This is a genomic window from Kocuria sp. CPCC 205263, from assembly GCF_040981075.1.
GTDB lineage: Bacteria > Actinomycetota > Actinomycetes > Actinomycetales > Micrococcaceae > Kocuria > Kocuria rosea.
In genome coordinates, this window is record NZ_JAVKPV010000003.1 from 154609 (window position 1) to 169164 (window position 14556).

Annotated in this window: 12 protein-coding genes and 1 pseudogene; 8 read left to right on the forward strand and 5 right to left on the reverse strand. The window is 67.0% G+C overall.

The genetic code is table 11. The annotated features are described in order from the left end of the window. Positions 1–44 precede the first annotated feature (44 nt). Positions 45–722: a thymidylate kinase gene (locus RF647_RS05465; protein ID WP_368810841.1), complete on the forward strand. Its 678-nt coding sequence runs from the start codon at positions 45–47 to the stop codon at positions 720–722. A gap of 488 nt (positions 723–1210) precedes the next feature. Here the strand turns inward: RF647_RS05465 and RF647_RS05470 are convergent, their stop codons facing one another. Next, positions 1211–1654 carry a universal stress protein gene (locus RF647_RS05470; RefSeq protein ID WP_368810842.1) on the reverse strand — a complete coding sequence of 148 codons (444 nt, stop codon included), beginning with the start codon at positions 1652–1654 and terminating at the stop codon, positions 1211–1213. A 33-nt stretch (positions 1655–1687) separates the two neighbouring features. Then, positions 1688–3151 carry an alanine/glycine:cation symporter family protein gene (locus tag RF647_RS05475; protein WP_368810843.1) on the reverse strand — a complete coding sequence of 488 codons (1464 nt, stop codon included), beginning with the start codon at positions 3149–3151 and terminating at the stop codon, positions 1688–1690. 243 nt (positions 3152–3394) lie between these two features. On the opposite strand from RF647_RS05475, the gene RF647_RS05480 reads away from it, so the two are divergent. The 5 genes from RF647_RS05480 to RF647_RS05500 all read left to right on the forward strand — a co-directional run bounded on the left by RF647_RS05480 (position 3395) and on the right by RF647_RS05500 (position 8921). Continuing rightward, positions 3395–4078 carry a GntR family transcriptional regulator gene (locus tag RF647_RS05480; protein WP_368810844.1) on the forward strand — a complete coding sequence of 228 codons (684 nt, stop codon included), beginning with the start codon at positions 3395–3397 and terminating at the stop codon, positions 4076–4078. Between the two features lie 383 nt (positions 4079–4461). Further along, entirely contained in the window at positions 4462–5856 is a 1395-nt protein-coding gene (locus tag RF647_RS05485; RefSeq protein ID WP_368810845.1) for an NAD(P)/FAD-dependent oxidoreductase, read from the forward strand. A 57-nt stretch (positions 5857–5913) separates the two neighbouring features. Then, positions 5914–6813 carry a 4-hydroxy-tetrahydrodipicolinate synthase gene (dapA, locus tag RF647_RS05490; protein WP_368810846.1) on the forward strand — a complete coding sequence of 300 codons (900 nt, stop codon included), beginning with the start codon at positions 5914–5916 and terminating at the stop codon, positions 6811–6813. 113 nt (positions 6814–6926) lie between these two features. Further along, on the forward strand, positions 6927–8438 hold the full coding sequence (locus tag RF647_RS05495) for an aldehyde dehydrogenase family protein (protein WP_368810847.1): 1512 nt from the start codon (positions 6927–6929) through the stop codon (positions 8436–8438). Positions 8439–8711: 273 nt separating this feature from the next. Beyond that, positions 8712–8921: a hypothetical protein gene (locus tag RF647_RS05500; RefSeq protein WP_368810848.1), complete on the forward strand. Its 210-nt coding sequence runs from the start codon at positions 8712–8714 to the stop codon at positions 8919–8921. A gap of 180 nt (positions 8922–9101) precedes the next feature. Here the strand turns inward: RF647_RS05500 and RF647_RS05505 are convergent, their stop codons facing one another. Further along, entirely contained in the window at positions 9102–9575 is a 474-nt protein-coding gene (locus RF647_RS05505) for a cupin domain-containing protein (protein WP_368810849.1), read from the reverse strand. Positions 9576–10425: 850 nt separating this feature from the next. On the opposite strand from RF647_RS05505, the gene RF647_RS05510 reads away from it, so the two are divergent. Next, positions 10426–10623 carry a hypothetical protein gene (locus RF647_RS05510; RefSeq protein ID WP_368810850.1) on the forward strand — a complete coding sequence of 66 codons (198 nt, stop codon included), beginning with the start codon at positions 10426–10428 and terminating at the stop codon, positions 10621–10623. A gap of 183 nt (positions 10624–10806) precedes the next feature. Here the strand turns inward: RF647_RS05510 and RF647_RS05515 are convergent, their stop codons facing one another. Further along, a complete protein-coding gene (locus tag RF647_RS05515) occupies positions 10807–11205 on the reverse strand; it encodes a hypothetical protein (protein WP_368810851.1) in 399 nt (132 codons plus the stop codon). 259 nt (positions 11206–11464) lie between these two features. Here RF647_RS05515 and RF647_RS05520 point away from each other — a divergent pair, with 259 nt between their 5' ends. After that, complete coding sequence (locus RF647_RS05520; protein ID WP_368810852.1) at positions 11465–12313, forward strand: phosphatidylinositol-specific phospholipase C/glycerophosphodiester phosphodiesterase family protein; 849 nt, start codon at positions 11465–11467, stop codon at positions 12311–12313. Positions 12314–13392: 1079 nt separating this feature from the next. Here RF647_RS05520 and ppk2 read toward each other — a convergent pair. Then, positions 13393–14328, reverse strand: a pseudogene (gene ppk2 / locus RF647_RS05525) (polyphosphate kinase 2). Between the last annotated feature and the right edge of the window lie 228 nt (positions 14329–14556).

Sequence of the window (14556 nt, forward strand, 5' to 3'; positions counted from 1 at the left end):
CGCGGCCCGACGGCTTCCGTTCTCGACGTGCCCGGAGAATCGTGGTGCTGCTGGACATCGACGGGGCCGGGAAGACAACCACGGCGGAAGCGCTGGCGGCGACAGGGCGGGAATCGGGACGGCCGGCAATCGCGCTGCGCAACCGGTCCGGTCGCCGCTGGTTAGCCCGCGTCTCGGTGCGCTGCGGGGTGGAGCTGCCCGTGCGATGGGCGGACCGGTTCGAGACCGTGGTGCGTGTCGCCAACGTCGCGGTGTCCCAGGTGCGGGCTGGCCACCGGGAGGGTCTGGTGGTCATCGACCGTCACCTGGTGTGCCAGCTGGTGCTGCGCCAGGGCCGGGGCCTGCCCCCGGGCCGCGTGCTTCCGTGGCTGGCGACCCGGTCGATCCGCCCCTACACGGTGGACTTTCTCGACCTCCCGGCCCAGATCGCGCAACAACGGATCCTGCGCCGAGGCGAGGACCACGAGTCGCTGGACTACCTGCAGACCGCCCGCACCGCCTACCTGGAGCTCGCCCGGACCGGGGGCTGGAGTGTGGTGGACGCGACCGGAACGACCGACGTGCTGGTCGCCCAGATCACTGCGGCCGTCGGCCTTGGAACGATCGGCAGAACCACGGTCGCCTTTGGAGCACGTGCCGCCCCATGCTCGGTCTGCGGTGGGGACTGTAGGCAAGGCCTGTTCTCATCCCTGGTGGTCGTGCGCTGCGATCACTTGACCTAGGGGACGACGGCGTAGGTGACCATGCCGGCAAGCATTTCCGCCCAAACGGACAATTTCCCCAGCATCGAGGACGACCTGCCTTGTGAGCATGTCGGCGACGGCGGCCACCACGCAGGCCAACCCGACAATGGGCGGATGGGGAACACCCAAAATCAAACAACTTCACATATGGCGGATTAGCGGTCGAGCTTCGCAAGAACGGTACTGGCCTTGGTGAGGGCGACACGTTCGTCATCACCGTCCTGGACCGTCTGGTGTGCTCGACGCAGAACCAGCGGCACACCAAGGCGTATGGCTGCAGGGGGTTACTTCACTATTGAGCCCGACTGGCGTCTGCCGCCCGCTGGGTGGGCCCCACGTCGTTGTCTGCGGCTTCGTTGCCGCCGAAATGGATGTGCCGCGAGGTCAGCGACTTTTCGTCGCTGACCTCGCGGCACTGGTAATACGGGCGTTGGGTGCTCGGTGTTGCTCGGCGTCTCGGTCGTCGGTCAGGTGGTGCGGACGATGAACACCGAGCACGGGGCGTGGTGGGCGACCTTGTTCGGCACGGAGCCGAGGAGGAAGCGCTTGACCCCGGCCATGCCCTTGTTGCCGACCACGATGATGTCGGCCTGGCGTTTTTCGGCGACCCGCAGAATGGCCTCCGCCGGATCCCCCTCCTGAGCGATGGTTTCCACGGAGATGCCAGACTGTCCGAGCGAGTCCACGGCCGTGGTGAGAACCTTCTCGGCTTCGGCCCGTTGGGCGGATCGCCAGTGCTTGGGCGCGGGCATGTCGCGGGCATGTTCGCCGAGTTTCGTGTCGGCGAGGCTGGGGGACGCGGTGAGGATCAGCAGCTTGGCATCGAGGTTCGCGGCGAGGCCGGCCGCTTCGGTCACGGCAAGGGACGCGGTTTCGGACCCGTCGGTGCCGACGAGGATCAGCTCGGTCATGGAAAGCCTTTCGTTAGTCGTGGGGGCGTGACATCAGTGGTGGGCGCGCCGGGCCGCGATATCAGCGTTGAGGTTGAGCTCTTCCCAGAAGGTGGCGTGCTTGATGCCCAGCGTGGTCGGGTCGAACACCGGGTCCAGGCCGGCCTTGCGCTGCTGGTCGTAGTCCTTGAGGGTCTTGATGGCGATCCCGGACACGAAGATCAGCGCGGTGAAGTTGAGGATGCCCAGCGCGCCGTAGCCGATGTCAGCGGTGGCCCACACCAGGCCGGCGTCGGAGATCGTGCTGTAGAAGGTCACGGCGAGGATGGCGACTTCGAGGATGCGCACGAGGACCGGGTTCCGGTGTCCGACGAGGTAGGCGAGGTTGGCCTCGGCGATGAAGTAGAAGGCCACGATCGTGGTGAGGGCGAACAAGGCGATGGCGATGGCAATGAACGGGCCGGCTGCCGGCTGCCACACGGTGGCGACGGCTTCCTGAGTGAAGTTGGGGCCGGCGGCCACACCGGGCAGGTTGGTGGAAATCTCGGTGCCGTCGGCGGTGATCACGTTGTACTTGCCGGTCACCACGAGCATCAGGCCGGTGGCCATGCAGATGCCCAGGGTGTCGATGTAGATGGAGAACGCCTGCACCAGTCCCTGCTTGGCCGGGTGAGACACATCGGCGGCACCGGCGGCGTAGGTGCCCTCACCGACACCGGCGACGTTGGAGAACAGGGCCCGGCGTACGCCCCAGGCGATGGCCGCTCCGATGATCCCGCCGTAGACGGAGTCGGCGCCGAAGGCGCTGCTGAAGATCAGGCCGATGGCGGCGGGCACCTGGGTGATGTTGAAGGCCAGCACGAGCACGGTCATGAGGATGTAGCCGGCGGCCATGATCGGGACGGCAACGTTGACGAACTTCAGGACGCGCCGGCGCCCACCCCAGATGATGGCGCCGAGGACGGCGGTGACGATCAGCCCCGTGACCCAGGTGGGCATGTTCAGCCCGAACTCCGCAGCGACACCGATGTTGGTGGCCTGCACGCCCGGGGCCAGCAGGGTGTAAAGAGTCAGCGCAGTCACGGCGGCGACCACCCCGAGCCAGCGCTTCTGGGTGATTTTCTCGAGGTAGTAGGGGACACCGCCCTGCAGCTCCCCGTCGATCCGCTGCTTGTAGATCTGCGCCAGGGTCGACTCGACGAATGCGGTCGCGCCGCCGAAGAAGGCCATCACCGCCATCCAGAACAGCGCCCCGGGGCCGCCGAAGCCGATGGCGGTGGCCACACCGGCGATGTTGCCGACACCGACGCGGTTGCCGATGGTCAGGGACAGGGCCTGGAAAGGTGTCAGGCCGCCTTCGTGGTCCTTCCCGTCGCCTTTGAGCTGCCGGATCATGTCCTTGAACAGCCGGACCTGCAGAAAGCGGGTGCGCACCGTCAGGTACACCCCGATGGGCATGGCCATGAAAAGCATGATCAGCCACAGCTTGTCGCCGATTGCATAGATCTGGTCAACCATCGTTGACTCCTCACAAGGTCGATAGGTGCACGACGACGGACATGGCAGCAAGTGTGTCGCACATCACTGGCAATACTGTAATTTGTGATCACAGATCAAACAAGAGGAACAGGTTAACTTGTCGTTACGGTCGCCAGGAGCATCGATGGAAGCACACCCTTCTCATGGAGGAGAGAGCTTCCGCCCACCCGGCAGAGAGACCGCAGGGCAAGCCGTTGCGGGGCGGGTCGTAGAATGAGCCCCATGGCGTTGCATAAGCTCGAGCCCAGCATCCTGGTGGCGGATCAGGTCTTCGAGGCGATCCACGACGGGATCATGAACGGCGACCTGCCCGCCGGCCATCGGTTGCTGATCCGTGATCTGGCCGCCGAGCTGGGCACCAGCGTGATGCCGGTGCGCGAGGCCATTCGACGCCTGGAAGAGGCCGGGTTGGCCGAGAAGGTGCCCTACAAGGGTGCCGTGGTCAAAGGCCTCACTTTGGAGGAGCTGCTGCACGTCTACGACGTGCGCCGGGTGCTCGAGGTGGAAGCGGCGCGACTGGGTGCGTCCCAGGTGACCCCGGATCAGGTGAAGCAGATGCGCCAGCAGTACCGGTCCATGCTCCAGGCCCTGGAGGAGCAGCGCGTGGCCGACATGCTCGACCACGATGAACAGTTGCTGAGCCTCCTGTACTCCGCCGCCGGCAACCCGGTGCTGCTGGAAATGGTGCGTGGACTGTGGCGACGCTGCCGGCCGTACAAGATCGTCGGAGCGCGCAACACCCTGGACTCCGGTGACCCCGCGGTGCTCTCGATGTTCCAGGAGCAGCTCATTGACGCAGCGGCGAGCCACGATGCCGCTGCGGCCGCACGGATCAACACCGAGTCCCTGCTCAGCGCCACCGATCGCATCCGCCAGGCCTTGCTCAGCCCCGCGCCAGCGCACTGAGCCGCCACTGATTACTCAGGGCCCGCGCCGATGAGCTTGCTCCTCGGCGCGGGCCCTGCCCTTGCCGCCACCACAGTCATGGGGATCGCCTGTTGCCCCTGGACGATCTCCTCGGGGACCTCGTCATCGCCCCTTGTGTGATGTGTGATCACATTCTATGGTGTAAGGAAATCTGCACCACAACGAGCCGAACCTCGGCTCTGGGACAGATCCGCGGCAAGCAGAAGAGTCGTGGGCGTCTCCCAAGTTCTGCCTGGACCACGCGTCCAGGGCAAACAGGGACGCCCGGTGGGTGCCCGCATCCTTCCTCGCAAGCCCCTCACGTCCCTCGTCCGCGCAGGTGGTCAACCAGTGCGCGAGGCGGTAGAACGAAAGGCAGTCCCATGAAAGATGCAGTCATCATCGGTGCCGGGTTGGCCGGTCTGTCTGCGGCCTGGCGGCTGCGGCACTGGGACACCCTGGTGCTGGAATCCAAGCACCGTGTCGGGGGACGGATCCGCTCCGAGCGCCGCGGGGACTACTGGTTGAACTGGGGCGGTCACGTCTTCGCCGGTCCGGGGTCCTCCACCGATTCCTTGCTCACGGAGACCGGTGTGACGGCCGTGGAGATCCCCGGGTCCCTCCAAGGGCTGTCCATGAACGGCAAGTTCATCCGCCAGGGACACATCGCCACCTACCCGCTGCGCATCCCGATGTCCCTGTCCTCCCGCCTCGACACGGTGCGGGCCGGGATGAAGGTCGTCCATGGCGTGGCCAAGTACACCGGTGTGGTGCGCAAGCGCCCGGGCGAATCCGGGGCCATGCGCCAGCAGCGCATCTACGACTTCGAGAACGACCGGTCGTTCCTCGACTACATCGGTAACCTCTCCGAGGACGCGGCCGCACTGTTCCAGACCACCGTCACCCGCTCCGCCGGTGACATGGACCAGATCTCGACCGGGGCCGGCATCGGGTACTTCAGCCTGGTGCTGGGCATCGGGCAGGGGCTCAACCGGGGGATCGTCGGCGGCCCGTCCACGCTGACCGGGTCGATCGCCGCCGCCCTGGGGGAACGCATCGAGCTCGGCGCCGCGGTGCAGGAGGTCGTGCACAAAAAGGACTCCGTCGTCGTCCGTTACGTCCAGGACGGTGCCGACCATGAGGTCGAGGCCCGCACCGTCGTCCTGGCGACCACCGCCGATGTCTCCCACCGGATCGGAGTGGACTTGCCCGAGAACCTGCGCGGCGCGCTGGCGCAGATCAAGTATGGCCCGCACGTAAGCACGGCCTTCCTGACGGATGAGACCGAAGCCAAGCCCTGGGACGACATCTACGCCATCGCCGCCCCGAAACGCTCCTTCGCCATCGCCCTGAACCAGGCCAGCATCGTCCGCGGCACCGAGTCCGTGCGCCGACCCGGGGGCAGCTTCATGACCTTCTCCCCGGCCAGCCTGGGCCGGGCGCTGCTGGAGAAGCCCGAGGCGGACGTCATCCAGACCCACCTCGCCGACCTGGACCAGATCCTCGGTCACGGTTTCGCCAACAGCGTCGTGGAAGCCCAGACCGACCGGTGGGCCAACGCCTCGCCCTACTGCTTCCCCGGCCGGGCGAAGCTGCAGTCCACGCTCATGCGCGGCACCGACCGGGTATTCCTGGCCGGCGACTACCTCGGGACCCTCTACACCGAAAGCTCCATCACCACTGGATTCTCCGCCGCCCAGGACGCCACGAGCCTGTTGGCCACCGAACAGCAGACCCGCCGCAACCACCCCGTGCCCGGGACTCCCACCCTCGTGTGACAAATTCCTCCCCGTCGCCTCACCACTCATTCGACCAGCAACAGACAGGAACACATCATGTCCGCACAGCTCCGCGGTGTGCTCACCGCTCTCGCCACCCCCTTCACCACCGACGGCCAGATAGACGTGCCCCAGCTGCGGTTCCTCGTGGACCGTTCCATCGACGGCGGTGTGGACGGGGTCGTGGCCTGCGGCTCCACCGGGGAGTTCGCCGCCCTGAGCACCGACGAACGGCGCCTGGTGGTGGAGACCGTCGTGGGGCACACCGCCGGCCGGGTGCCGGTGGTGGCCCAGACCGGGGCCACCAGCACGGCCGAGGCCATCCGCACCTCCCGGCACGCCCAGGAGGTCGGGGCTGATGTGCTCATGCTGGTCACGCCCTACTACGAGCCGCTGTCCCTGGCGGAGACCACCGACTACATCCGCACCGTGGCCGAGGCCGTGGAGGTCCCGGTGATGCTCTACAACATCCCGGCCGCCACCGGGGTCAACCTCGACCACGAGACCGTGGGGGAACTGGCCCGGTCGGTGGAGAACATCCGCTACATCAAGGACTCCAGCGCCAACATGGAGCAGGCCAACCAGCTGATCCACCACCACGCCGAGCACATCTCGACCTTCATCGGCTGGGACTCCCTGATCCTTGCCGCCCTGACCGAAGGTGCGGCCGGGGTGATGGCCGGTGCGGCCAATGTCGTCCCGCGCGAGATCGTCGCCGTTCACCAGGCCGTGGCCGCCGGGGACTTCGAGAAGGCCCGCACCGAGTGGAACCGGATCTACCCGCTGATCGACGCCCTGATCTCCGTGCCCTTCGTCGCGGCGATCAAAGCCACCCTGGGAGTGCTCGGCCACCCCGTCGGCAGCATGCGCCGTCCCTCTGCCGACCTCGACCCGGCGTCCTTGGCCCGGATCGAGAAGCTCGTCGCCGAGCTCCAGCTGGAGTCGGCCTCCGCTTGACCGGCAGGCGGGGACCGGCCGGTGGATATCCGAGGCCGGTCCCCGCGCCTCCTCCCGTCCCGCTCCTCCCTCTCCTCATCAGTACGCCCACCCATCATCAGGAGTGACCGACCATGACCTCACCGGCATCCACCACCTCGGGCACCGTGCGGCGGGCCACCGACTCCTCGGCCCTCCTCGCCGCTGACCAGCTGCCTCCTGGCCAGCACTTCATCGCTGGACAGTTCCGCACCGGGACCGACAACGGCTCAGCGGCCGTCGTGGACCCCGCCACCGAAAACACCATCTGCGAGGTCCTCCAAGGCACCACCGCCGACGTCGACGTGGCCGTGTCCGCCGCCGTCGAGGCCCGCCGAGAGTGGGGGAGCACCACACCGAAGCACCGCGCCGAGGTGCTGCTGGCCATCGCTGACCGGATGGCCGAGCACGCGGACCTGCTGGCACGGCTCGAGGCTCTGAACACCGGCAAGTCGATGATGGTCGCCGAGGACGACGTGGCCTCCTCGATCGACTCCTTCCGCTTCATGGCCGGGGCCATCCGGGCCATCACCTCCCTGGCCGCCGGCGAGTACGCCGAGGACCACCTGTCGGTGATCCTGCGCGAACCCCTGGGCGTGGTGGGGGTTGTGGTTCCGTGGAACTACCCGTTGCTGATGGGCGTGTGGAAGATCGCCCCCATTTTGGCCGCGGGCAACACCATCGTGCTCAAGCCCTCGGAGCAGACCCCGTTGACCACCCTGAAGTTCGCCGAACTCACCGCCGACCTGCTCCCCGCAGGGGTGTTCAACGTCGTCACCGGCCGCGGATCGGTGGTCGGCCAGCGCCTGGCCGAGCACCCGCAGGTGGACATGATCGCCCTGACGGGCTCCGTCGGCAGCGGGCAGGCGGTGGCCAAGGCGGCCGCCGAGACGCTCAAACGCGTCCACCTGGAGCTGGGCGGCAAAGCCCCCGTGGTGATCTTCGACGACGCCGACCTGGCCGCGGCCGCGGAGTCCCTGCGCACAGCTGGGTACTGGAACTCCGGGCAGGAGTGCGGGGCCGGCTGCCGGGTCATCATCCACAAATCCATCGCCGAACGGTTCGCCCAGCTGCTGGTGGAGCAGGTGTCCACCCTGGTCGTCGGCGAGCCCAGGGCCGGTGCCGACGTCGAGATCGGTCCGATGATCTCCAAGGACCACTACGAGCGGGTCCTGGCCCATCTCGAGCGCGCGAAGGAGGCCGGGGCCAAGGCCGCCATCGGCGGCGGCGCGTTGGAGGGCCCGGGCTATTTCGTGGCCCCCACCGTGCTGGTGGACGTCCCGGAAGGGGCGGCTTGCACGCTGGAGGAGATCTTCGGCCCCGTCGTGACCGTGGAGACCTTCACCGAGGAGGAGGACGCGGTCCGACGGGCCAACGAGGTGCCCTTCGGGCTCTCGGCCTCGGTGTGGACGCTCAACGCCCAGCGCAGCCACGACATCGCCTCCCGCCTGGACGCCGGCACCGTCTGGGTCAACTCCCACCTGGTGCTGGCTACCGAGATGCCCTGGGGCGGGTTCAAGGGGTCCGGCTACGGCCGCGATCTCTCCGCCTACGCCCTGGACGACTACTCCCGCACCAAGCACGTTATGCACCACACCGGACGCTAGAGCGCGTCCACCGGCAACTGGTCGCCGTCACCGATGTTCCCCTTCGCCCCGCTGGGTAAAGGGGAACATCGGTGACGGCCGTCCCTGACCCCGGCCCGGCCAACCCGGCCAAGGCCTACACAGAACAGCCTCAGCGAAAGCGACACCTCTGGGCACCCGTGGCGCCGCCCAGTTGTCTGCTCATGATTCCTCGCCGTTGCCGCCGGTACGACGTCGTGTCAGGTGGTGACGCCCGGCATCGGTGGCCGGCGCAAGATGTCCAGGAGAAGGAACATGCGCTCAACCAGCGCCCGGACAGTACCGGTCACCGAGCTACGTCGAGGCGACCGGATCGAAGCCCGAAACAGCTACCAGCAGCGATACGTAGGAGTCGTCGACATCGTCGCCCGAGAATTGGGCGTGGTGTGGATCCGCGAAGCCCACCTGGGCGAGAGGAAGCTGCTCGATCCCAGCGAGCACCAGTTGTACCGCTGCCCCGCCTGACCCAGGTCCGCCCCATCACTGCAGCATCCTGCAATGCTCCCCGATCCCGACGGTGCACCAGTGTCCCTCGCAAGCAACCAAGGCGAGCGGTGCCCCCACTGGAGTCGACCAGGAGCCCAGTGAGTGCACGGCTTTACATATGGTCCGGCTACCGGACAGTCAGGTAATCGTTGTAGCAGCTCAGGCGGTCTCTTCGCCCTGGTCGTCGACCTCATCGATCCACGGCGGCGGCTCGTCGCGGCCCTGCTCCTCGTCCTTCTCGGCGTCTTCCGGAGCCTTCTGCACGATGCCCTGCGCGTGGTGCGTGGGCGCGTAGATCGCATAAAGACGCAGCGGCTCGTCCCCGGTATTCTCCACGTCGTGCCACGTGCCGGCGGGCACTTGGATGCTCCAGCCGTCCTCGACGTCCTGCTGGAACGAGAGATTGTCTTTCGAGGGCCCCATCTTCGCGCGGCCCTTGCCGGCGTCGATGCGCAGGAACTGGTCGGTGCCATGATGCACCTCGAGACCAATCGCTCCGCCGGGCTCGATCGACATGAGCGTCACCTGCAGGTGCTTGCCCGTCCAGGCGACGCGGCGGTAGTCAGCGTTCTCCGTCGTAGCGCTTTCGATATCGAACGCGTTCGGTTTCGGCCCGTTGTCGGTGATGTCCATGACCGCATTCTGTACCTCTCCCGTGAGGATCGCCAGGGTGGAGAACCGTCCGACGCCGATCCACTTGTCCCCGCGGCGCCCGGTGGGGGGGGGGGGGGGGTGAACAAACAGTGTTGGTGATCTTCTCGGCGCCGGTCCGAGGCGCCCGGACTTACATCAGCTTGCCGATGACCACTCGGTCGCGTGCCCAAGGTCGGTGACAAGCCCACGACCGTCCGGTGAGTCCATAGCACCAGCGAAGAGCTACCTGGACCCAGAGGTTCGTATGCCCAGTCCCTGCCCGGTTTCGGTGCGGATGGGCGCACAGGAGCCCCATGCGTCCGTCAACTCATCGCCCGCGGTGTTCCGTTGGGTATACCCAGCACCACAGGTTGCCCCGGTCTGCTCTGGCCAGAGACAAGAGGGCACCGGACAACTCCTGGATGCCCCACGGACGGCGTGTGTCCCGGACGGCACCACGCCTTCGCTTTACATATGGCCGGTTAGAGGTCGTCAAGCCACGAAGATCCTCTCCGGCACCAGTGGCCAGAGGTCAGGACGGTCATCGCGATTGACCCGCGGCCGCCTCGGGCGGCTGATCGATTCGCTGAAGGCGCCAGGTGATCCGTTCGCCCGCCGTTCATATGCTGCCCGCAGGATAGGAAGCATCCACGCAAGCCCACCGGATTGGGGGCGAGCCACCCCGGCCCGGGTCCGGGTGGTGCGCGTCCGGTGGCCTGGACAGAGGGAGCCCACCATGATTGATCACACCGATACTGTCGCCGCGACGGAGGCACTCATTCCGGGGGCCGCGGATTCGCGCCGTTTGGGACCGACAGAAGCGTTTCCTGCCTCCCTGGACGGTTTAGCGGTGGTGGAGCTGCAGATCCTGCACAGCCGGCTGGGCCTGCAACTGGACCACGAGTACCTCACTGATCCCGCCGGTTCGCACCCGGTGAGCCTGGACCGTCACCGCGAGGTGCTCACCGCCCTAGGAGGCACCGGAATTGGCGCCCGCCCGTGGCGACGGACCACCCCGGTCACCACGGAGCTCAACGAGCACTGCTGAGCATGGCGGTCCGCCGCTCTGGCGCCCACCGCCGCGGGAGTGGTCGTGCCTACCCCGGAGGTCCGCACCCTCATTACCCCTCTGATGTGGGGTCGGGGACAGCGTCCCTGGGGTGGTGGTGAAAACGGTGGTGGTGCCTTTCCGTACCAGCCCTGTTAATCACCGGGGGAGCCGAGTTAGGGGTCAGTGGGTCCGGGGCAGATCCAGGTAGTGCTCCCCGGTGTGGCGTTCGGTGCGCAAGAGCCTCTCCAACGGTCCCTCGTAGGTGGTCAGGGCCCGGCACAGCAGGTCCGCCACGTCATGGGGGCCAACGGTGACCGGTTCTCCGAAGGGGCCGTCCGTCTCCATGTGGGGCACCACGAGACTGTCCGGATCGAAGTCGATGGCGTTGCCGTCGGGATCCAGCAGTTCGCCGAGGAAGTACTCGCTGGTGCGCTGATCGGCGTAGACGCTCAGGCGCACGGCCTCGGGGTGGTGGTGGTGCATGTGCTCGGCGATGAGCCGGAGCAGCTTTTTGGCGTAGGCGCGCTTGGCCTTAAGAAGTTTGATCTCCGCGGTGACCAGGACGGTTTGAGCGGTCATCACATTACCTCCCGGGCTGCCCTTGCCACTGGCCGGTGTGGGCGCGCTCAGTCTGACAGCACGCGGTGAGCACCGTGTGACCGGCAGATGCCCCTCCGATGGACACTTCCCCGGGCCATCTACCTTCCCACCACCAACCACGGTCGCATCGGGTCCTTTGACGAGTGTTCAGCATCCGGTCACGCCGGTGAGTGCCGCAGGTCACCGACACCGCCCATGCTGGGATGAACTGTTCCCTGCGATCAAGGACCACACCCCCATGACCACTATCCTGCGCACCCTGACCACCGGCACCACGGTCATCGCCCTATTGGCCGCACCTCAGGCCGCCACCGCCGCCCCCGATGCCGGGGCGGGCGCAGAACTCGGTGCCCCGCTGGCTCAGGCGCACGCCCACAACGACTACGAGCACGACCGGCCGCATCTGGATGCCCTGGAGCACGGCTTCACCTCGGTGGAGGCCGATGTGTGGTTGGTCGAGGGGGAGCTGCGGGTGGCTCACGACGCTTGGGAGCTGGCCGATGCCCCGACCCTGGAAGAGGCCTACCTGGAGCCGCTGGCGGAGCTGGTCTCGCCCAACGGCAAGCATCTCTATCCCGGCGACGACGGGGACTTCCAGCTGTTGATCGACATCAAGAGCGACGGCCCCGCCACGTGGGCGGCGATCGAGGAGGAGTTGGCAGAGCACCGGAAGTTCTTCACCGGCTACCACCAGGGGCAGGTCAAGGACCGGGCCGTGGACGCGGTGATCAGCGGCAACCGGCCCCTGGCGGACATGCAGGCCGCGAAGACCCGGTACTCCTTCTACGACGGGCGCTCCACTGACCTGGGCTCCGGGCTGGGCTCGGAGTTCATGCCGCTGGTGAGCGAGAACTGGACCAAGCTGTTCACCTGGCAGGGTGTGGGGCAGATGCCGGCCGCTGAGCGGGAGGCTCTGCACGACTACGTCGAGCAGGCCCATGCCGCCGGGTACCGGGTGCGGTTCTGGGCCACCAACGACATCGCCGGACAGGCCCGGGAGAACCTGTGGACCGAGCTGCAGGCGGCCGGGGTCGACCACATCAACACCGACGACCTTCCCGGCCTCCAGGAGTTCCTCACCCGTTGAGGGCACTGAGCACCAGGTCCTCGGCTCCATTCGGCCGTTGAGTGCATCGGCCCGGTCGGGTGCGCGGGGATGCCGCATACGCCGACACCGGGCGTTCACCTGCTGTTGGCCGGTCGGTCACAGCGGCTCCTTACGGTGTCGCAGGCCAGCAGGCCGCCCCCCTAAAGCCTGTCTGACTGGTACGGATGCACCCCTGGGCAGCCGTACCGGATGTTCCAGCCCGCCGACGGCGGGCCGGCTGGAGCATCCGGCTCCCCAGCTGGCCCGCCACACCAGGCCACAGGCGCTTCGACGGCGAGAACGCACTCATCCCGGGCGGGCAGTTCAAGACTAGGTTTCAGAGTCCTGCATCGGGCCTCAGCCGCACACCGAGGGCGAGGCCTGTCGATTCCGGTCCGCTGGACCAAGATCACGACCCGTCCACACTGTTGACCCTCGTCATGGAGGCAAGGGTGCGCTGAGGATCACTGGCCCAATCTGCCGCGCGGTGTGGCAGCGGCCCCTACTGTGGAGGTGGACAACGATGTCGATCTTCTCCCACCGGCACCACGGTCCATCTGGGCTCGGGTGCGCTTGACCACCAGAAGGATCCACTCATGACCACTCCCCCTTCCAGCACTGTCCCTGATTACTCTGCTCCGCCGCTGCCCACCCCCGAAGCGGGTCCGACCGGTGCAGCCCTGCAACGTGGCGCTCCTCAGTTGTCTCGCTACCGGATGCGAACCAACCGCCCGGGGCTGCATCTGCGCACTGGGGAGATCCTCCTAGGAATCCCATACGAACCGACCTCGCTGAACATGGTGGTGGTCGTGCGCTGCGAAGCTGACGGGCACAGCCCCGGTGCCCTACTGTCCATCGCTGAGCTCGAGTACCTCGGCCCCGCCGGTGAGGCTTTGGGTCCCTTTTCCTGGGGCAGGCCCGGCGTCCGGGCCTGACCATCCGCTGAGACCAGTCCTCAAAAGCCTGGCCGGAGCTCCTGACAGCCAGGACCGGTCGGGTTGCTGTGTGCGTGGGACTGCTGGCATGAACCGTCTGAGCGCTGAGCGGGGCTCCCGCCGGGGGTACGACGTGGGCGGGTCTCAGTCGCCGACGGCGTCCCGGCCGCGGGCCACGATCAACGGGTCCGGACCGTGGACCACGGTGGGGTCCTTGTCCTGGTAGTCGAACTGGTTCAGGAAATACCGCATCGCGTTGAGCCGGGCGCGCTTCTTGTCGTTGGACTTCACCGTGATCCAGGGGGCGTGGTCGGTGTCGGTGGCCAGGAACATCTCCTCCTTGGCCTGGGTGTAGTCCTCCCACCGGTCCAGGGACGCCAGATCGTTGGGGGAGAGCTTCCACCGGCGCACGGGGTCGATCTGACGGATCGCGAACCGGGTGCGCTGCTCCTGGCGGGTGACGGAGAACCAGAACTTGGTGAGGTGGATCCCGGAGTCCACCAGCATCTTCTCGAAGACCGGGGCCTGGGCCATGAACCGGTGGTACTCCTCATCGGTGCAGAAACCCATCACGCGTTCGACCACCGCCCGGTTGTACTAGGAGCGGTCGAACATCACGATCTCCCCGTTCGTGGGCAGGTGGGCGATGTAGCGCTGGAGGTACCACTGCCCGGCCTCCCGGTCCGAGGGCTTCGTCAGGGCCACCACCCGGGCCGCGCGCGGGTTGAGGTGCTCGGTGAACCGCTTGATCGTGCCGCCCTTGCCGGCCGCGTCGCGACCCTCGAACACGATGACGTGCTGGAGGTCGTGGTCCTGGCCCCAGTACTGGAACTTCAGCAGCTCCACCTGCAACTGGTACTTCTCCAACTCGTAGGCCTCACGGCCCAACAGCTCGTCGTAGGGGTAGTCCTCCCGCCAGGTCTCCACCGCCGAGCCCCCGGGGTCGATGAGGTCGGGATCGTTGGAGTGCCCATCGCGGACCGTGTAGCCCTGCTCGGTGAGCTGGTCGATGAACTCCCGCAGGTTCTCCCGCCCCGACCACTGGTCCTCGGGCACCCACAGCCTTCTGGCTTCTGACATTTTTGCTCCTTCTCGCGCTGGGGAACTTTCGCGGCAGTGTAGACAGGGCAAGTGGACGGTAGATAAACACCGGAGGAGGCGCCCGGCGGCAAAGCACCGTAGTGCCGTGCTACGGCCTCCCATGGTTTTCACCGCTGGCGCCGCAGGAGTTGCACCGGGAAGGCACGGCATCCAGAACTTCGCTGGGTGGCTGGCCTCGTTGGGTCACCAAGTTTTGAGGCCGTGGGC

Bases quoted from the DNA above. Each gene is read 5' to 3' on its own strand.
- RF647_RS05520 (WP_368810852.1), top strand. From the start codon at position 11,465: ATGACCACTATCCTGCGCACCCTGACCACCGGCACCACGGTCATCGCC.
- RF647_RS05480 (WP_368810844.1), top strand. From the start codon at position 3,395: ATGGCGTTGCATAAGCTCGAGCCCAGCATCCTGGTGGCGGATCAGGTC.
- RF647_RS05470 (WP_368810842.1), bottom strand. From the start codon at position 1,654: ATGACCGAGCTGATCCTCGTCGGCACCGACGGGTCCGAAACCGCGTCC.
- RF647_RS05495 (WP_368810847.1), top strand. From the start codon at position 6,927: ATGACCTCACCGGCATCCACCACCTCGGGCACCGTGCGGCGGGCCACC.
- RF647_RS05500 (WP_368810848.1), top strand. From the start codon at position 8,712: ATGCGCTCAACCAGCGCCCGGACAGTACCGGTCACCGAGCTACGTCGA.
- RF647_RS05515 (WP_368810851.1), bottom strand. From the start codon at position 11,205: ATGACCGCTCAAACCGTCCTGGTCACCGCGGAGATCAAACTTCTTAAG.
- dapA (WP_368810846.1), top strand. From the start codon at position 5,914: ATGTCCGCACAGCTCCGCGGTGTGCTCACCGCTCTCGCCACCCCCTTC.
- RF647_RS05485 (WP_368810845.1), top strand. From the start codon at position 4,462: ATGAAAGATGCAGTCATCATCGGTGCCGGGTTGGCCGGTCTGTCTGCG.
- RF647_RS05505 (WP_368810849.1), bottom strand. From the start codon at position 9,575: ATGGACATCACCGACAACGGGCCGAAACCGAACGCGTTCGATATCGAA.
- RF647_RS05475 (WP_368810843.1), bottom strand. From the start codon at position 3,151: ATGGTTGACCAGATCTATGCAATCGGCGACAAGCTGTGGCTGATCATG.